Origin of the sequence: Enterobacter hormaechei ATCC 49162 (assembly GCF_001875655.1) — a bacterium.
In the GTDB taxonomy this organism is placed as follows: Bacteria; Pseudomonadota; Gammaproteobacteria; order Enterobacterales; family Enterobacteriaceae; genus Enterobacter; species Enterobacter hormaechei.
Genome location: NZ_MKEQ01000001.1, coordinates 2,785,804 through 2,803,758 on the forward strand (window position 1 = coordinate 2,785,804; position 17,955 = coordinate 2,803,758).

Consider the following 17,955-nt stretch of genomic DNA (forward strand, 5'->3'; position numbering starts at 1 on the left):
CCCCTGAAAGCTATAATCCCCCCATCTCTCCTTTAAAAACGGGAATGTCTATGATCCGCAGTATGACCGCCTACGCCCGGCGTGAAATCAAGGGTAGCTGGGGTAGCGCTACCTGGGAAATGCGCTCGGTAAACCAGCGCTATCTGGAAACATATTTCCGTATGCCGGAACAGTTCCGCAGCCTGGAGCCTGTGGTGCGTGAGCGTATCCGTACGCGTCTGACCCGTGGCAAAGTGGAATGCAACCTGCGTTTTGAACCCGATGCCAGTGCACAGGGCGAACTGATCCTTAACGAAAAGCTGGCAAAACAGCTGGTTAATGCGGCGAACTGGGTCAAAATGCAGAGTGATGAAGGCGAAATCAACCCGGTTGATATTCTGCGCTGGCCTGGCGTGATGGCCGCCGGAGAGCAGGATCTGGACGCGATTACCGCCGAAATCCTGGCTGCACTCGATGGCACGCTGGATGACTTTATCGTTGCCCGTGAAACCGAAGGTCAGGCGCTGAAAGCGATGATTGAGCAGCGCCTTGAAGGCGTGAGCGCCGAAGTCGCTAAAGTGCGCGCTCATATGCCAGAAGTGCTGCAATGGCAGCGTGAGCGTCTTGTCGCCAAACTGGAAGAGGCGGAAGTCCAGCTGGAAAACAACCGTCTGGAACAAGAGCTGGTGCTGATGGCGCAGCGTGTGGACGTGGCTGAAGAGCTGGATCGTCTGGAAGCGCACGTTAAAGAGACCTACAACATTCTAAAGAAGAAAGAAGCGGTAGGCCGCCGTCTCGACTTTATGATGCAGGAGTTCAACCGCGAGTCGAACACGCTGGCGTCTAAGTCTATCAATGCAGAGGTAACCAATTCAGCGATTGAACTGAAGGTCCTGATTGAGCAGATGCGCGAGCAGATCCAGAATATCGAGTAATTCCTTTCAGGGTGGTGCTGCCTCGCACACCACCCATTACTTTTTCTAATCCTTATTTAGCCTGACTTTCTTTCTCTCCCGCCTGATAACAAGCCTGCCGGGCATGCGTTGATAAATGTCTGTAGGGCAAACCGCCTCGCCTTAGAAAATCTCAATCGTGATCTTCCGCACAAATCGCTAATCTCCTCCTCTTCATTCCGGAGGTTTTATGCTGCTTCACATTCTCTATCTCATTGGCATTACCGCAGAAGCCATGACCGGCGCGCTCGCCGCCGGGCGTCGCAGGATGGACACCTTCGGCGTGATCATTATTGCCACAGCCACTGCACTCGGCGGCGGGTCCGTGCGCGATATCCTGCTTGGCCATTATCCGCTCGGCTGGGTCAAAAACCCTGAGTACGTCATTATCGTGGCAACAGCAGCGGTGCTAACGACGATTGTGGCCCCGGTGATGCCCCATCTGCGTCGTTTGTTCTTGGTGCTGGATGCGCTTGGCCTGATAGTTTTTTCCATCATTGGCGCACAAATCGCACTCGATATGGGTGAAGGCCCGGTTATCGCCACCATTGCTGCGGTGATCACGGGCGTGTTTGGCGGGGTGTTGCGGGATATGTTCTGCAAACGTATCCCGCTGGTTTTCCAGAAGGAACTGTATGCCGGCATCTCTTTTGCCGCGGCAGTGCTTTACGTCGCCTTGCAGCACTATGTCACCAGCCACGATGTGGTGGTTATCTCCACGCTGCTGTTTGGTTTCACCGCGCGTATGCTGGCATTGCGCCTGAAGCTGGGCCTGCCCGTTTTCCATTACAAACACAATGCGCATTAATGTCAGAGCGGGCAGGTGCCGGATAATCAGTTACTCGAATAGTTGTAACCGTAGTGATGGTAGCCGTAGCCGTAAGCGTTGCTTGCCCGCTTAACGACGCCGTTGAGAATCACCCCTTTGGTGTTGACGCCACTCTGCTCCAGACGCTGTACACAGACCAGCATCTCCTTCACGCTGTTCATTCCGAAGCGGGCGACCAGCAGCGTGGTGCCTGCGCGACGGCCAACAACCGCCGCGTCGGTGACCGCCAGGATCGGCGGCGTATCGATAATCACCAGATCATAGCGTTCGTTCGCCCAGTCCAGCAGCTTCCGGAAGCGCATATGCATCAGAAGCTCCGCCGGATTAGGGGGGATCTGCCCGCGCACGATGGTATCGAATCCGCCTTTATCAAAGGTCTGAACGCCCTGCGCATACTCCGCCTTACCGGACAATATCTCCGACAAGCCGCAGGTATTGTCGAGCTTAAACAGATCATGGGCATACCCGCGACGCATATCCGCATCAATATAGAGCACTTTCTGGCCCGCCTGTGCCACGACTGCCGCCAGGGTACTGCTGACAAACGTTTTTCCGCTGTCCGGCGTGGCGCCAGAGATCATCAGTATATTGTTCGCTGACTCCATCATCGCGAAATGCAGGCTAGTGCGCAGGCCACGAATCGCCTCCACGGAGAGATCGACAGGATTATCCGCCGCCAGGAAGGGGATATGTTTTGTCTTATGGCTCAGACCCCGGGACAAAAAGTCTTTTTTGCGCAACCGCATCTTTTTAGCCAGCCATTCCGACAGCGGCACGGTGGCATAGACGTTAATCCCGTGCTCTTCCAGCTGCTCCGGCGTTTCAATGCCCATACGCAGCATACTGCGCGCCAGGATCCAGCCTGCTGAGACGAACAGACCCAGGAGAACCCCCAGAACAACGACCAGCGCTTTTTTCGGCTTAACTGGCTGCGGCCGGGTCACGGCCGGATCGATAATGCGGACGTTGCCAATCGCACTCGACCGGGCGATGCTCAGTTCCTGTTCGCGGTTAAGCAGCTGCTGATAGATAACGCGTCCCGACTCCACATCGCGGCTCAGGCGCAACACCTCCTGCTGGGTTGCGGGCATGGACGATACCCGTTTATTCAGGCGGTTTTTTTCCTGCTCCAGCGTCTGGCGTTTCTCAATCAGCGCCCGGTAAGTAGGGTGATCTTTTTTGTAGAGCTGCGAAATTTCCGCTTCCCGGAAGGTCAGTTCATTGAGCTGATTGTCTGCATTCACAATCTGCTCCAGCACCGCTTTTGCCTCCAGGTTCAGGTCAACGGAGTCGTTTTGCTGACGATAACGGTTGAGCTTCTCCTCGGCCTGGTCCAGTTCGCTTCGCACCTGCGGAAGCTGCTGCTTCAAAAATTGCAGGCTTTTCGCATCCTGCGCCGCCTGGCGAGCCACGTTCTGTTGTAAATAGTTGTCGGCGATGCAGTTAAGCACGCGGGCCATCTCGTCGGGATCTTCCCCCGTGATGGTCAGGCCAAGCATCCCGCTATCCTTGCTGCGCTCGCTCACGGAAAAACGCAGCTGTAGCGCGTCAATGGCCTCCAGCTCGCTCAGCTGTGAAATCGTAAATTGCGTACCCGGCTTCGCCTGGATATCGGCAATGTTAATGGCGATATTCGCCGCGCTCAGGGGGTGTCCCACAACGCCCTGTAACGTCACGTTATCGCCCTCCAGCTGATAGTGGCCCTTCTCGCCGACGGTCAGCGTCAGCTTTTGCGCCTGGCCTGCGACAGGAGGGAGATTGAGCATACTGATATCGACGATGCCCGGCTGCTGGCCGGTGAGCCGCGCCCAGCCGCGTCCGACAAGGGGAAAATAGTTTTCACTCACCTGTGTGCGCATGTTCAGGTCATCAATCGTTTTACCGAGGATCATGCGCGACTGGAGAAGCTGAAGCTCCGGCGCCGACTCCGGCGAGGAGTCAGGGATGAACTCGCTAAGGTTACTGAGTAGCGCGTTGCCCTGCTTCTGCTCCACCTGTATCAGCGCATCGGCCTGATAAACCGGCGTGGCAAAGAACGCATAAAGCAGGGCCGCCAGCGTGAACAGCGCGGTAAGGATGAGAATAAATTTTCGGTGGTCGAGCAGCTCACCCAACAGGCGCACCAGATCGATCTCGTTATTCGCGGCAGACGCATCATGGGCGTGAAGGTTATTTGTTGACATAAAACGTAACTATCCCGTGTGATTAACTGAGCCGTTTTGCCCATTCCAGACTGGCCTGCTCCAGCAGCCCATAAACATATTCAAATGCGTCCCGGTTTTTACGGTAGGGGTCCGGGATCTCTTTTCTGCCCGTCCAGTGACCAAAGAGCATCATTTTGCCGCGCGCCTCCGGTGCGATAGCCGTGACCTGCTCGATATGTTCCAGCTCCATCGCCAGAATCAGATCGTAGTCGCGTACCATGGCGGGGGTGAGCCTGCGCGCTACGTGGCCCTCAAGCTGGGTGCCGCGTTCGGCGGCGATCTCTGCCGCCTGTGAATCGGCTGTGCGTCCTTCCAGGCCACAAATACCCGCTGAATCGACCCGGGCGGCGGGAAGCAGCTGGCGCAGCAGCCGTTCCCCAATGGGGGAGCGGCAGATATTGCCGGTACAGATCACCAGGATGGCGTTAACCGTTAATTTGGCCATGTTCTGATATATCTCCCTGTTTCAGTCAGGTCATGTACACCCGTAATGGTCGGTACAAGCTGAGAGATCACGCGGTTCCAGCGCACCAGCGGCGCGGTGGTGACATAGACGATGTCGTAAGGCTCCAGCTGGAATTCGGTGCTCAGTACCATTGCGGTGGCATCCCGGGCGTTAAGCTGGTAGACGTTGGCGATTTTGCCGTTCTGCTTGCCCTGCAACGGACGAATCACAAAGATCCCCGTGGCGTCGGCCATATCCTGATTCACACCCTGGGCATTACCCAGCGCTTCCGCCAGCGTCATCCCGCTACGATCCATCTTCAGGGTGCTCTGTTTACCCACCTCGCCCATGACAAACACTTTCAGGTCGTCATTACGCGGAATGAAGAGAATATCGCCCGGATAGAGGAGTTTGTTCTGGGTGAGATCGCCGCGCTGCATCAGCGCGTAGAGAGAAATGTGCGTGTCCTTGCCGTTGTGGGTCAGCACCACGTGGCGCCAGTCCGCCTCCGCCGTCAGGCCGCCTGCCGCATTGATCGCATCCATTATCGTCAGCGGAATATTGGTGATGGGCTGCTGGCCCGACTTAGCCACTTCGCCCGTCACGTAGGCTTTTTGTGAGCGGAACGCCGCCACGCTGACATCCACCTGCGGGCTTTCAATCACCGAGTCCAGCCGGGCGGCGATCTCATCGCGCACCTGGGCCAGCGTTTTGCCGACGACGTGGATTTTGCCGATATAGGGATAGAAGATCGTGCCGTCGGCGTTCACCCAATTGCCCGTATCGCTGGCGCTACGGTACTGGCCTGCGGGGGTGGTCAGCTCCGGGTGGTCCCAGACGGTAACCATCAGCACGTCGCCGACGCCGATGCGATATTGATAATTCTGGAGCTGGCGATCCAGTTCAGGATTGGCGCGGGAGTCAACTTTGCCAGGCAGCAATTGCTCGACCAGCCCCGGCGTGAGCGGATAGACGTTGACCATCTTCTCCAGATCGTAATTGCTGTCAGGCAAATCAATAATATCTTTGCCCTGGGTGCTGAGTCCCTGGCCCGGTACGATAGTACAACCGCTTAACGCCATCATAGCCAACGCAAGCACGGAAAATTTAACGTTTTTCATTCAGGAAAATCATCTGGTTAAGTAATGCCTAATTCATCCGGTACTACTGCCCTACCGGGGTTTCGCGTTCTGACGTCATGTCATAGAGCTGGTATTTACGGCCTAACATCTGGCCGCCATCACGCGTAAGAGGCGTCCACGAGACCACCGCCCGGTTGCGGTTTGGGCCGATCGTCATCAGATCAAGCGGGATCGAGATGTAGAAGCCTTTGCTAAAGCCGCCTTCGCCATAATCCTCTTTCGAGACGTTCGTCAGCGCCGCCCAGACGCCTACCGTCACGCCGCTGTCGAATCGCTTCGCGACGTCGAGGGTGGCGCCTTTATCCTTCGCCAGGTACTGCCCGACGCTCAGCTTCATCAGCACACTGTTGAGCTTCGCCGGGTTCCAGTAAGCGGTGATAAATCCGGTTGGCACGCTGTAATCGGTAAAGCGCATCATGTCGTCCCAGTCGCGCTGTTTGACGTAGTTCGCATCCACGCCCAGCGCCCAGTCGTTATCCAGCGGACGCCAGAGCGCCTCTGCACCCACACCGCCGTACATGGTTTCGAGGTAGCCGCCATAAATCTGGGCATAGAAGCCGTGCCCCAGCGCATCGACATAGTTGGCCTGTAAGTTGTTGATGTAGACGTCATTGCTGACGTAATCGCGAATGTGGGTTCTGACGCGCGGCAGGCTGGAATCTGCGGGGAGTAGCGAGGATTTGAACTTGTCGTAGTTGTTATAAAGGTTGGCGAACACGCCGCCGTCGAGCAGCAGACGGTCGGTCAGCCAGTAGTTGGCGCTGGCCATCACGCCCACCTGGAACATATAGAAATCTTCCGGACCGCCCAGCGACTGCGCCAGCGTCGGTTTGACGCTGTAGCTGAAGCGATCGGCGCGAATACGGTAGCCGCGCCCGAACGCTGTGGTATCCACAGGCTCGACGCGCTGCTGCTTCAGCGTCTCCTCCTGACCGAGCGGTTGCCCGATCAGCTGTTTGCGCAGGCTGGCGACATCGGTTTGCGTCGTGACCAGCGGCAGATGGTCACGCTGCTGGGTGATAGCGATCGTGTCGACCCCATCAGGCAGGTTATTGATCAGAATACGGTTGGCGCGATCCACCGCTTCGCGCGGATCGCGATAGCGATACTGTTCGCCGGTCACGTATAAGGTATTGCCGTGCTGAAGGATCTCCGGCGCATCGAAGCCTGCGTTGTACTTAAGCGCGGTGAGCTGGTTTGCCGCCGAGGTATAGTCCAGCGTCTCGCCTGTCGGTGCCGGTTGCCAGGCCGGTTTCGGGTTATCACGCAGCGCAGGGCGCAGGTCGTTGAAGTTGGTCCGCAGGGTAAAGCCAAACATCAGCGTATTGCCGCGCTCATAGCTGAGATTGAGATCGGCCCAGTCGGCAACTCGATAGACCGCCCCCACGTTGATATGGCTCGACTGCTTAAGGGAGCCGGCAAAATCATCGGCATAATTGTTGCCGTCATACTCCAGCTTCAGGCGCAGGGGCTGCCAGGGCGTCTGATACTGTAGGCCGCCAAACAGCGACGCCGGACCACGAAACATATCGCTAAAGCTGATATCCCCGGCATCATGCGACTCGGCGCGGGTGCAATACTTATTGTTGTCGTGGCAAAGCGGGTTGCCCACGTTATCGCTATTACCGGGATATCCCCAGGCTATTCCAAAGGTAAAATCGACCGGTCCGGCCATTTTGCTGGCAACCAGATATTCACCGTCGAACAGGCCAGTGCCTGCAATATCACGCTTGCCGAGTGCCACCTGCGGCAGGCTGTAGTCCTCTTCCCACAGACGAACCTTAAAGTCGAACGACTTATCCTTGTAGCTTTGATCGCCGCTGAAATCCTCGTCGCCGCTGTATTTGCGTGTGCGGACGTCGGTATAACGGATCGTCCCTTCCAGCCACGGGAAGAGGACGACCGAAGAGGAGTAAAAACGGTACTGGTCGTTATCGCGGTAATTGACGCTGAATTCCCCTTCCCGGCCAAAGCGCGCGTCGGGCATTTGCATCAGGCCGGTGCCGCCAAAGTCGGACTGCGAAGGTCCAGTCGGATCGGGCCAGGTACGCAGCTCCGCGTGGCAGGCAGAAGAGATCGCCAGAGCAAGGCCGCTCAGTAAAAAAAGTTTGTTCATTAGTCAGGTATCCGCCGCGTCAGGAGCGCAACGATTTGCTCATTCAGCCCGGTAAAATCATCCGGCACCGCCCGGGGATCAAACCCCACCCACAAAACAGCGCCCGGCTCTGCTTCGATATGGCGTGCGTTCCAGTACCCCACCTGCGCAACAACCGTACTGCCGTCCGGATCGATCACGGTCACGTTATTCCTGTCAGCACCGGCCAGCCGCGGCTGCCCCTGTAAGTAATCCCGAATGCTTGCGCCCGGTCGCCAGGCCCGTTTTCCCGGCGTTGCGACCGCCCCCATCAGCGTAACGGTGCGGGGTGCAGGCGAAAGCCACAGATCGTAACGGCCTTCCAGGGGACGATCGCCGTGGGCGTCGGTACGCACGGCGTCTGGATCGAGGTTGACAAACTGCCGTCCGACGATCCGCAGGGATCGGATTTGTGCAGCGACAGCGCGCACGGTCGCGGCCCGCTCGTCATTGGCGCGATTCTGCCAGGCTGTAAGCAGCGCCAGTACCTGCTGTTGCGTCTGTTGTGCGCGCCGCGTGGCGGAAGGGGTTGCGATCGCTGCCCCCTGCCACCAGACGTTGTTAAACTGCGGCTGGGTGACCAGTCGGGAGAGCGTATCGGCCTGTTCAGCAGACCACGTTTTTCCCGGCTGATGCACGGTAACCACGCTTGCACCTAAGGCGGACAGGCTGAAGAGAGATAGCCCTACGCCTGGTAACCATTTTTTGTGTCCGTTCATGGGGCGGGCTTCAACATCGTCATGGCGACAGGAAATACGCCAGCGCCGAGCATCTGTTCACTCTGCCGTACCTGGCCGGTGGCGGAATCAATCCAGAAGGTGTTATGCCAGCGACGATCGAGGCCGTCGGCCTGCACCGTCTCCTGCCAGACCTGACAACGTAGCGTGTTTCCGGCAATGGTCAGGTTTTCTGTTCCACTCAAAGAGAAGTGCGAGGTCAGGTGTGCGGAGCGATGCCGCCCCTCCTCTTGCCAGCGCACATCGCGCGACCACTGGCTGCCGTTGTGGAGCTGCGGCGTGTGGCGCAGCGGATCGTGCTCAAGGTTTGTTACCTCAAGCAGGTTATAAGGGAGCTTGAGCGTGCGGATAAGGCGACCGTTATGCGTGACGATCATCGCATTATCCTGCGATAACCATTTACTGTTTCCCTGTTCGATATATCCGAGAACCACCAGGATCCTCGGGCCATCATCAAGACGCAGGTACATGGTTGAGTAAGGGAGCGCCTGAATCTGACCGTCCGTTACCGTCACATCCTGGCGCCCGTCCAGGCTGGCGTTAAAGGTCTCAATTATGCTCTGCTGGCTCGGCGTACATCCCTGGATCAGCAGAATCATGATGAGCAGAATAAACAGTCTCACCAGGAATCCTTTATTAAATAACATTGAAATCAATTAAATACCCGGCTTTGATATCGCCACCGGGTCAAGTCGTTGCGCTGTTCAGCACAAGGCTGCATCGCCTTGCGCACCAGCCTTAGCGGGTTACTGTCGTCGTTGAAGTACCATTGCCTGAGTCATCGCCACTGTCGCTTGCCGCGACAACGGCTAACGTCGCTACACCGGCAATCGCAGCGGTGGTGACTACAGCGGTTGTTCCAATCGCGCCTGCTGCCAATCCCCCCGTGGTGCCAGCGGTGGTTCCCACCGTTGCTCCGGTTGTTGTTCCGGTCGTTGCTGCACTGGTGCTACCTGCTTCGGTGGTAGCGCCCATAGCAGGCAGGGCAGTCGCCAGCGTGAGTGCCGTCAGCACTGTACAAAGCGTCCTTTTCATTTTTGGTCCTCATTCAAATGAAGGAAAAGATGAGCACCTGGAAACCAGGTCCCGGTTAACGGGCATAAAGCCCGGGGCTGAATCCCGACCCGACAGGGACGGAAAATCATCCATGTAAAAGCCCTGGGCTCTGAACACCAGCGCATATAAACCGCCAGGATATATTTCGATACCCTTAATGGCTTCAATTGGAGTTCAGATAGTTAACTCCCTCACGGGGCGCAAAAAGAAAGGAAAACGCAGATGTGATGCAAATTGCACCCCAGCGGTAACTACCTTAAAAATTTTGGATAAGATAATTCTTATAATAATTTGACGCAATGATTTCCGCCAGAATAAATATGACCAAGTGTTAACCAGGGAAAAACGCAATACGCTATTAACAGCTCAGCTAACACAATGAAATAACAGAAAACATCATGAGTCACTTTCAGGCTGCATCGCCAATAACACCTTCATTGCTGGCTACTGCTCTCGATTAATAGTGATTGAGATCAATTAAGCCAGTCGTCTAAAAAAAATAAAAACCAAAACAGAACAAATTCTGAAATCAGGTTCAGGGATAATATTCTCTCAAAATATATTTACCATGAATGTTTTATTTATATTCATAATTACTGCGTATATAAACGCGTGTCATAAAGACGCTTTTTCACGGCTGCGGAATTGTGCGCCCCTCGCCAGACTGTCCAGAAGCGCACGCAAATTAAAATCCACCGATGTGCTCTGCGGCCAGCCACTTCGCCAGCGCATCAATCTGGGGCTGATGCAGCCAGTTGACGATCTGGCGGGCCTTCTCCTGTCCGACACCCGGCAGCCTCCGCCACTCCGCTTCGCTTCGCTGAATCAGCGCCTGCCAGGTGCGATCCCCTGCCGCCTTGAGCGTCGACCGGGCCAGCGGTATTCCCATCGCGGTGCTCCAGCGGATAAAAGGACGCTCCCGCGCCAGGTTAAACTGATGCCATAGCGCAGCGCCATGCGTTGCTGATATCCCCGGCGTCGCGGTGAGTTGCTCCTGCGTGAGCTGTAACCAGGAGAAGAGGTGCTCAAACCGATGCGCCTGATAGAGGGTCCGCCATCCTGATTCACCTATTCCTTCGATATCTAACGCCTGTCTCGAGCTTAACCACGTCAGCCGGGCAAAGAATTGCTCCATGCATTCCGGGGAGGCGTAGAAACAGGTTAAGCCGTTATAGCGCGATGAGGGTGGCTGCGGTTTACGGCGATCGACATTGCGCCACACCACGTTATCCAGCCGGGGAATACCTTGTCCCGCCAGGCTTACCAGCACCTGATCGCCGGGGGCAATATCCAGCCTCTGCCAGCGGTTAACCGACCCCAGGCTGACGCGCTGTACGCGTTTGTCGTCGAGCATCAGCGGCTCAAGCTGCGCAATCGCGGTGATCCGCCCGGTACGTCCCACGGTAAAGTGGATTGCTTTGACTTCCGTCACCTGGGCCACAGGAAGGTATTTCCATGCGACGACCCAGCTCCCTTCACCCGGCAGCCACTGCTCGCCCGGCGGCTCTGCGGAGGCGCGGACCACGATGCCATCCGTGGCAAACGGTAGCGAAGCCTTAAACCAGGCCGCCCGCTGCGCCTCCACGTCAGCCGCGTTTTTTACCGGTAGGGTATAGCGCGCCGTCAGGGTAAAACCTGCCTCCGCCAGCGCGGAAAGGCGTGCCTTCATCGTTTTTGGGCCGTTCGGCCAGGCCCAGATAAAAATGCCTGTCTGCTTCAGCGCTGCGCGATCGGTGGCGCGCATCATCGCTCCTGCCACCTTCGCACGCGCGTTCATACCGCCCATCCGCTGCTGGATATGCCCCTCGCGCAGCAGAAAAAGTTCACCCTGCAACACGCTGTTGGCAAGCGGCCCGGTCAGCGTTTGCGGGATAGCGGAGATCATTCGCGCCTGTGCCGTCCACTCTTCCCCCTGTAAACCGTCGCCCCGGCTAATCGCCTGCGCCAGCTTGCCGTTTTTGTAAACCAGGGTGACCGCTACGCCATCCACCTTTGGCTGGACCCAGAGATCCTGCTGCGTCGCCATCCAGCGGCTAAGCGCCTGCTGGCTTTCTACTTTATGCACGCCAGTATGGGCGAAAGGATGCTTCACCGTCCCGCTGGCGGCAGGGAGATCGTCGTGCAGCGGCTCATCGTGAAAACAGCGCTGCCACTGTTTTAAGCGGGCGTTAAGCCTGTCGTAAACGTCGTCGCTTACCTCGCTGCTGCCCTGCTTCCAGTAATCATCATTCCAGCGGGTCAGCTGCGCCTTCAGGGCCGCGATCTCCTGCCCGGCTTTAGCCGGTGACCAGACCGGGCAGATTGCCATCGCCCCGCTGCTTAAGAAGATCATCAGTATGCTTATCCATCTCACCATCATTATCCCTCCCTGTTTTGCGAAGGGTATACCCTGCCCGCCCGCCGCAGACCAGCTGCAAAAATGCATTTTACGAGCGCGCTTCAGCGCATTGTTTTTGTTGCAGCAAAAGGAAGGGAAAAGCTGAAAACGGCACGCAAAATTTAATCATCCACGGGAAAAAGTGTGACAAAGGCTACGTCACACAGCGGCGACGTGTATAATAAGCCCGTATGTAGGACTTCTTCGTTAACACATACAAAAGACTCTCATGGCTCAAGGCACGCTTTATATTGTTTCTGCCCCTAGTGGCGCGGGTAAATCCAGCCTTATTCAGGCACTGTTAAAAACCCAACCGTTGTACGATACGCAGGTTTCTGTTTCTCACACCACGCGAGCACCGCGTCCGGGTGAAGTGCACGGTGAACACTATTTCTTTGTGAATCACGACGAATTCAGGGCGATGATTGGCAGAGATGCGTTTCTTGAACACGCAGAAGTATTCGGTAACTACTACGGTACCTCGCGTGAAACCATTGAGCAGGTTCTGGCGACCGGCGTGAACGTGTTCCTGGATATCGACTGGCAGGGCGCGCAGCAAATTCGTAAGAAAATGCCTGATTCGCGCAGTATCTTTATTTTACCGCCATCGAAAGATGAACTGGATCGCCGCCTGCGTGGTCGCGGCCAGGATAGCGAAGAAGTTATCGCGAAGCGTATGGCGCAGGCTGTTGCAGAAATGAGCCATTACGCGGAATATGATTACCTTATTGTGAATGATGATTTTGATGCCGCGCTGAGCGATCTCAAAACTATCCTTCGCGCAGAACGTCTGCGTATGAGCCGCCAGAAGCAGCGACATGACGCATTAATCACCAAACTGTTGGCAGACTGAACCCACTTTCAGTATCATGCCCAGTCATTTCTTCACCTGTGGAGCATTTTAAGTATGGCACGCGTAACTGTTCAGGACGCTGTAGAGAAAATTGGTAACCGTTTTGACCTGGTGCTGGTCGCCGCGCGTCGCGCTCGTCAGATGCAGGTAGGCGGTAAAGATCCGCTGGTACCGGAAGAAAACGATAAAACCACCGTTATTGCACTTCGCGAAATCGAAGAAGGTCTGATCAACAATCAGATCCTCGACGTGCGTGAGCGCCAGGAGCAGCAAGAGCAGGAAGCCGCTGAATTACAAGCTGTTACCGCTATTGCTGAAGGTCGTCGTTAATTAAACCTGCGGGTCGCCCTTGTATCTGTTTGAAAGCCTGAATCAACTGATTCAAACCTACCTGCCTGAAGACCAGATTAAGCGTCTTCAGCAGGCGTATCTCGTTGCACGTGACGCTCACGAGGGCCAGACACGTTCAAGCGGTGAACCCTACATCACGCACCCGGTAGCGGTGGCCTGTATTCTGGCCGAGATGAAACTCGACTACGAAACGCTGATGGCCGCCCTGCTGCATGACGTGATCGAAGATACCCCTGCCACCTACCAGGACATGGAACAGCTGTTTGGCAAAAGCGTTGCCGAGCTGGTGGAAGGGGTCTCTAAGCTTGATAAGCTGAAATTCCGCGACAAGAAAGAGGCGCAGGCCGAAAACTTTCGCAAGATGATCATGGCGATGGTGCAGGATATCCGCGTCATTCTCATCAAACTTGCTGACCGCACCCATAACATGCGCACGCTGGGCTCACTTCGCCCGGATAAGCGTCGCCGCATCGCCCGTGAAACCCTCGAAATCTACAGTCCGCTGGCGCACCGTTTAGGTATTCATCACATTAAAACCGAGCTGGAAGAGCTGGGTTTTGAAGCGTTGTACCCAAACCGCTACCGCGTGATTAAAGAGGTGGTTAAAGCCGCTCGCGGTAACCGTAAAGAGATGATTCAAAAAATCCTCTCTGAAATCGAAGGGCGTTTGCAGGAAGCCGGTATTCCATGCCGCGTGAGCGGTCGTGAAAAGCATTTGTACTCTATCTACTGCAAAATGGTGCTCAAAGAGCAGCGTTTTCACTCGATCATGGATATTTACGCGTTCCGCGTGATCGTCCATGACTCTGATACCTGCTACCGCGTGCTGGGGCAGATGCACAGCCTGTACAAGCCACGTCCGGGGCGCGTCAAAGATTACATCGCCATTCCAAAAGCGAACGGATATCAATCTTTGCATACCTCCATGATTGGCCCGCACGGCGTCCCTGTTGAGGTGCAAATTCGTACCGAAGATATGGATCAGATGGCGGAGATGGGTGTCGCGGCGCACTGGGCTTATAAAGAGCACGGCGGCGAAAGCAGCACCACTGCGCAAATCCGTGCCCAGCGCTGGATGCAGAGCCTGCTGGAGCTGCAACAGAGTGCAGGTAGTTCGTTTGAATTTATCGAGAGCGTTAAATCCGATCTCTTCCCGGATGAGATTTACGTTTTCACGCCGGAAGGGCGCATTGTCGAACTGCCTGCGGGCGCGACGCCGGTCGACTTCGCTTACGCCGTGCATACCGATATCGGCCATGCCTGCGTAGGTGCCCGCGTCGACAGGCAGCCTTATCCGCTGTCTCAGCCGCTCTTTAGCGGGCAGACGGTGGAGATCATTACCGCGCCGGGCGCACGTCCTAACGCCGCCTGGCTGAACTTTGTTGTAAGTTCAAAAGCGCGCGCAAAAATCCGCCAGTTGTTGAAAAACCTCAAGCGCGATGATTCCGTCAGCCTGGGGCGTCGTCTGCTCAATCATGCGCTGGGTGGCAGCCGCAAACTGGCCGAGATCCCGCCTGAGAACATTCAGCATGAGCTTGAGCGCATGAAGCTCGCCTCGCTGGATGACCTGCTGGCAGAGATTGGCCTCGGCAACGCCATGAGCGTGGTTGTGGCGAAGAACCTGCAACAAGGCGAAACGACAGCCGTTCCAGCCAACACGCAAAATCATGGTCACCTGCCGATCAAAGGCGCTGACGGGGTGCTCATCACCTTCGCCAAATGCTGCCGTCCTATCCCGGGCGACCCGATTATTGCGCACGTCAGCCCGGGTAAAGGGCTGGTGATCCACCACGAATCCTGCCGTAACATCCGTGGCTACCAGAAAGAGCCTGAGAAGTTCATGGCGGTCGAGTGGGATAAAGAGACGGCGCAGGAATTTATCACTGAAATCAAGGTGGATATGTTCAACCACCAGGGTGCACTGGCGAACCTGACGGCAGCGATCAACACGGCCTCCTCCAACATTCAGAGCCTGAATACGGAAGAAAAAGATGGTCGAGTTTACAGCGCCTTTATTCGCCTGACCGCCCGTGACCGCGTGCATCTGGCCAATATTATGCGCAAGATCCGCGTGATGCCGGATGTCATTAAAGTCACCCGTAATAGAAACTAGCATCATGAATTCAAAACGTTACGAGCGAATCTGCGAAATGCTCGCCAGGCGTCAGCCTGATCTGACGGTCTGCATGGAGCAGGTCCATAAACCTCATAACGTCTCTGCTATCGTCCGCACCGCAGATGCCGTCGGCGTGCATGAAGTCCACGCCGTCTGGCCCGGCACACGTATGCGCACCATGGCCTCCACCGCCGCAGGCAGCAACAGCTGGGTATCCGTCAAAACTCACCAGACCATTGGTGAAGCGGTCTCACACCTGAAAGGGCGTGGTATGCAGGTTCTGGCAACCCACCTCTCAGAAAAAGCCGTGGATTTCCGTGAGATCGACTATACCCGTCCGACCTGCATTTTGATGGGACAGGAGAAAACGGGGATCACCCAGGAAGCACTGGATTTAGCCGATCGGGATATCATCATCCCGATGATCGGCATGGTCCAGTCACTGAACGTGTCGGTCGCCTCTGCGCTGATCCTGTATGAAGCGCAGCGCCAGCGTCAGAACGCCGGAATGTACGAGCGCAGCAACAGCATGCTGCCGGAAGATGAACAGCAGCGCCTGCTGTTTGAAGGTGGCTATCCGGTGCTGGCTCGCGTTGCGAAGCAGAAGAAATTGCCTTACCCCCACGTCAACGCGCAGGGCGAAATTGAAGCCGATGCCGAGTGGTGGTCCACCATGCAGTACGCAGGGTAAACCATGAAAGGCCGCCTGCTGGACGCCATACCGCTCAACAGCCTGACGGGTGTGGGCGCGGCACAAAGCAGTAAACTGGCGAAGATTGACCTGCATACCGTGCAGGATCTCCTGCTCCACCTCCCCCTGCGTTACGAAGACCGCACCCAGCTTTATAAGATTGGCGATCTGCTGCCTGCCATTTATGCCACCGTTGAAGGGGAAGTGCTGAACTGCAACATCACCTTTGGCGGACGCAGGATGATGACCTGCCAGATCAGCGACGGCACCGGCATTCTCACCATGCGCTTTTTCAACTTCAATGCGGCGATGAAAAACAGCCTTGCCACTGGACGACGTGTGCTCGCGTACGGCGAAGCCAAACGAGGCAAATACGGCGCGGAGATGATCCACCCGGAATACCGCGTGCAGGGCGATCTCAGCTCACCGGAGCTACAGGAGACGCTCACGCCGGTCTATCCAACCACCGAAGGTATTAAGCAGGCCACGTTGCGCAAGCTCACCGACCAGGCGCTGGAGCTGCTCGATACCTGCGCCATTAACGAGCTGCTGCCACCGGAACTGGCGCAGGGGATGATGAGCCTGCCAGAGGCGTTGCGCACCCTGCACCGTCCACCGCCAACGCTTCAGCTTGTTGATTTAGAAAGCGGTAAACACCCCGCCCAACGGCGTCTTATCCTTGAGGAATTACTGGCTCATAATCTGAGCATGCTGGCACTGCGCGCAGGTGCGCAGCGTTTCCACGCGCAGCCATTAAGCCAGCGTGATGAGCTCAAAGATAAGCTGCTGGCCTCACTGCCGTTTAAACCCACCGGCGCCCAGGCACGGGTGACTGCCGAGATCGAGCGCGATATGGCGCTGGATGTGCCGATGATGCGCCTGGTGCAGGGCGACGTGGGTTCCGGGAAAACGCTGGTCGCCGCGCTGGCTGCTTTACGCGCCATCGCCCATGGCAAGCAGGTGGCGCTGATGGCGCCGACGGAACTGCTGGCCGAGCAGCACGCCAACAATTTCCGTAACTGGTTCGCCCCGCTGGGAATCGAAGTGGGCTGGCTGGCCGGGAAGCAGAAGGGCAAAGCACGCCTTGCGCAGCAGGAAGCCATTGCCAGCGGGCAGGTGCAGATGATTGTCGGCACGCACGCCATTTTCCAGGAACAGGTGCAGTTTAACGGCCTGGCGCTGGTCATTATCGACGAACAGCACCGCTTTGGTGTTCATCAGCGTCTGGCGCTGTGGGAGAAAGGTCTGCAACAGGGCTTCCACCCGCATCAGCTGATCATGACCGCCACGCCTATTCCGCGCACCCTGGCGATGACGGCCTATGCCGATCTGGATACCTCCACCATCGACGAGCTGCCGCCTGGCCGTACGCCGGTGACGACGGTCGCCATTCCGGACACGCGCCGCAGCGACATCATTGACCGCGTGCGCAACGCCTGTACGCAGGAAGGGCGTCAGGCGTACTGGGTCTGCACCCTGATTGAAGAGTCGGAGTTGCTGGAAGCGCAGGCTGCCGAAGCCACGTGGGAAGAGTTAAAGCTCGCCCTGCCGGAGCTGAACGTCGGTCTGGTTCACGGGCGCATGAAGCCTGCCGAGAAGCAGGCGGTGATGCAGTCGTTCAAACAGGGTGAGCTGCATTTACTCGTTGCGACCACGGTCATCGAAGTGGGCGTGGACGTGCCAAACTCCAGCCTGATGATTATTGAGAACCCGGAGCGTCTGGGCCTGGCACAGCTCCACCAGCTGCGAGGCCGCGTGGGTCGTGGCGCAATCGCCTCTCACTGCGTACTGCTGTATAAAGCCCCGCTGTCGAAAACCGCGCAGATGCGTTTGCAGGTATTACGCGACAGCAATGACGGCTTCGTTATTGCGCAAAAAGACCTGGAGATCCGCGGCCCGGGCGAACTGCTGGGCACGCGTCAGACGGGTAACGCCGAATTTAAAGTGGCGGATTTGCTGCGCGATCAGGCCATGATCCCCGAAGTACAACGCCTTGCGCGTCATATTCATGAACGCTACCCCGAACAGGCGGCAGCGTTAATTGAACGCTGGATGCCGGAAACCGAGCGGTATTCCAACGCCTGACGG

General features: G+C 56.6%; 15 protein-coding genes. 7 read left to right on the forward strand and 8 right to left on the reverse strand.

What is annotated here, in order from left to right; genetic code table 11:
- The first annotated feature begins 50 nt into the window (after positions 1–50).
- Both BH712_RS13905 and BH712_RS13910 read left to right on the forward strand, forming a co-directional pair.
- Positions 51–914 (forward strand): YicC/YloC family endoribonuclease, encoded by an 864-nt coding sequence (locus tag BH712_RS13905; RefSeq protein WP_003860907.1) that lies wholly within the window; start codon positions 51–53, stop codon positions 912–914.
- Between the two features lie 208 nt (positions 915–1,122).
- Entirely contained in the window at positions 1,123–1,740 is a 618-nt protein-coding gene (locus BH712_RS13910; protein ID WP_006812426.1) for a trimeric intracellular cation channel family protein, read from the forward strand.
- A 26-nt stretch (positions 1,741–1,766) separates the two neighbouring features.
- Here the strand turns inward: BH712_RS13910 and etk are convergent, their stop codons facing one another.
- The 8 genes from etk to ligB form a co-directional block, all read right to left on the reverse strand.
- Positions 1,767–3,944, reverse strand: a complete 2,178-nt coding sequence (gene etk / locus BH712_RS13915) for a tyrosine-protein kinase (protein ID WP_006812427.1) — start codon at positions 3,942–3,944, stop codon at positions 1,767–1,769.
- 22 nt (positions 3,945–3,966) lie between these two features.
- Complete coding sequence (locus tag BH712_RS13920) at positions 3,967–4,410, reverse strand: arsenate reductase/protein-tyrosine-phosphatase family protein (RefSeq protein ID WP_006812428.1); 444 nt, start codon at positions 4,408–4,410, stop codon at positions 3,967–3,969.
- Complete coding sequence (locus BH712_RS13925) at positions 4,398–5,531, reverse strand: polysaccharide export protein (protein ID WP_006812429.1); 1,134 nt, start codon at positions 5,529–5,531, stop codon at positions 4,398–4,400. Before BH712_RS13925 ends, BH712_RS13920 begins: the two co-directional genes overlap by 13 nt.
- A gap of 43 nt (positions 5,532–5,574) precedes the next feature.
- Positions 5,575–7,668 (reverse strand): YjbH domain-containing protein, encoded by a 2,094-nt coding sequence (locus BH712_RS13930; RefSeq protein WP_006812430.1) that lies wholly within the window; start codon positions 7,666–7,668, stop codon positions 5,575–5,577.
- Positions 7,668–8,405, reverse strand: a complete 738-nt coding sequence (locus BH712_RS13935) for a capsule biosynthesis GfcC family protein (RefSeq protein WP_006812431.1) — start codon at positions 8,403–8,405, stop codon at positions 7,668–7,670. The genes BH712_RS13930 and BH712_RS13935 overlap by 1 nt, the downstream gene beginning before the upstream one ends.
- Positions 8,402–9,046 (reverse strand): YjbF family lipoprotein, encoded by a 645-nt coding sequence (locus BH712_RS13940; protein ID WP_032674181.1) that lies wholly within the window; start codon positions 9,044–9,046, stop codon positions 8,402–8,404. Before BH712_RS13940 ends, BH712_RS13935 begins: the two co-directional genes overlap by 4 nt.
- Before the next feature lie 115 nt (positions 9,047–9,161).
- Positions 9,162–9,458: a hypothetical protein gene (locus tag BH712_RS13945; RefSeq protein ID WP_032674168.1), complete on the reverse strand. Its 297-nt coding sequence runs from the start codon at positions 9,456–9,458 to the stop codon at positions 9,162–9,164.
- Between the two features lie 706 nt (positions 9,459–10,164).
- Complete coding sequence (gene ligB, locus BH712_RS13950) at positions 10,165–11,835, reverse strand: NAD-dependent DNA ligase LigB (protein WP_032674182.1); 1,671 nt, start codon at positions 11,833–11,835, stop codon at positions 10,165–10,167.
- A gap of 250 nt (positions 11,836–12,085) precedes the next feature.
- Between ligB and gmk the strand changes: the two genes are divergently transcribed.
- The 5 genes from gmk to recG are packed head-to-tail and all read left to right on the forward strand — an operon-like array spanning position 12,086 to position 17,952.
- The gene (gene gmk / locus BH712_RS13955; RefSeq protein WP_006177710.1) at positions 12,086–12,709 is read left to right on the forward strand and encodes a guanylate kinase; all 624 of its coding nucleotides are present in this window, start codon (positions 12,086–12,088) and stop codon (positions 12,707–12,709) included.
- A 54-nt stretch (positions 12,710–12,763) separates the two neighbouring features.
- Positions 12,764–13,039, forward strand: a complete 276-nt coding sequence (gene rpoZ / locus BH712_RS13960) for a DNA-directed RNA polymerase subunit omega (RefSeq protein ID WP_000135058.1) — start codon at positions 12,764–12,766, stop codon at positions 13,037–13,039.
- A 19-nt stretch (positions 13,040–13,058) separates the two neighbouring features.
- Complete coding sequence (gene spoT, locus BH712_RS13965) at positions 13,059–15,173, forward strand: bifunctional GTP diphosphokinase/guanosine-3',5'-bis pyrophosphate 3'-pyrophosphohydrolase (protein ID WP_006812435.1); 2,115 nt, start codon at positions 13,059–13,061, stop codon at positions 15,171–15,173.
- Positions 15,174–15,177: 4 nt separating this feature from the next.
- Complete coding sequence (trmH, locus tag BH712_RS13970) at positions 15,178–15,867, forward strand: tRNA (guanosine(18)-2'-O)-methyltransferase TrmH (RefSeq protein WP_006812436.1); 690 nt, start codon at positions 15,178–15,180, stop codon at positions 15,865–15,867.
- A 3-nt stretch (positions 15,868–15,870) separates the two neighbouring features.
- Positions 15,871–17,952 (forward strand): ATP-dependent DNA helicase RecG, encoded by a 2,082-nt coding sequence (recG, locus tag BH712_RS13975; protein WP_006812437.1) that lies wholly within the window; start codon positions 15,871–15,873, stop codon positions 17,950–17,952.
- The last annotated feature ends 3 nt before the right edge of the window (positions 17,953–17,955 follow it).

Bases quoted from the DNA above. Each gene is read 5' to 3' on its own strand.
- BH712_RS13905 (WP_003860907.1), top strand. From the start codon at position 51: ATGATCCGCAGTATGACCGCCTACGCCCGGCGTGAAATCAAGGGTAGC.
- BH712_RS13910 (WP_006812426.1), top strand. From the start codon at position 1,123: ATGCTGCTTCACATTCTCTATCTCATTGGCATTACCGCAGAAGCCATG.
- etk (WP_006812427.1), bottom strand. From the start codon at position 3,944: ATGTCAACAAATAACCTTCACGCCCATGATGCGTCTGCCGCGAATAAC.
- BH712_RS13920 (WP_006812428.1), bottom strand. From the start codon at position 4,410: ATGGCCAAATTAACGGTTAACGCCATCCTGGTGATCTGTACCGGCAAT.
- BH712_RS13925 (WP_006812429.1), bottom strand. From the start codon at position 5,531: ATGAAAAACGTTAAATTTTCCGTGCTTGCGTTGGCTATGATGGCGTTA.
- BH712_RS13930 (WP_006812430.1), bottom strand. From the start codon at position 7,668: ATGAACAAACTTTTTTTACTGAGCGGCCTTGCTCTGGCGATCTCTTCT.
- BH712_RS13935 (WP_006812431.1), bottom strand. From the start codon at position 8,405: ATGAACGGACACAAAAAATGGTTACCAGGCGTAGGGCTATCTCTCTTC.
- BH712_RS13945 (WP_032674168.1), bottom strand. From the start codon at position 9,458: ATGAAAAGGACGCTTTGTACAGTGCTGACGGCACTCACGCTGGCGACT.
- ligB (WP_032674182.1), bottom strand. From the start codon at position 11,835: ATGGTGAGATGGATAAGCATACTGATGATCTTCTTAAGCAGCGGGGCG.
- gmk (WP_006177710.1), top strand. From the start codon at position 12,086: ATGGCTCAAGGCACGCTTTATATTGTTTCTGCCCCTAGTGGCGCGGGT.
- rpoZ (WP_000135058.1), top strand. From the start codon at position 12,764: ATGGCACGCGTAACTGTTCAGGACGCTGTAGAGAAAATTGGTAACCGT.
- trmH (WP_006812436.1), top strand. From the start codon at position 15,178: ATGAATTCAAAACGTTACGAGCGAATCTGCGAAATGCTCGCCAGGCGT.
- recG (WP_006812437.1), top strand. From the start codon at position 15,871: ATGAAAGGCCGCCTGCTGGACGCCATACCGCTCAACAGCCTGACGGGT.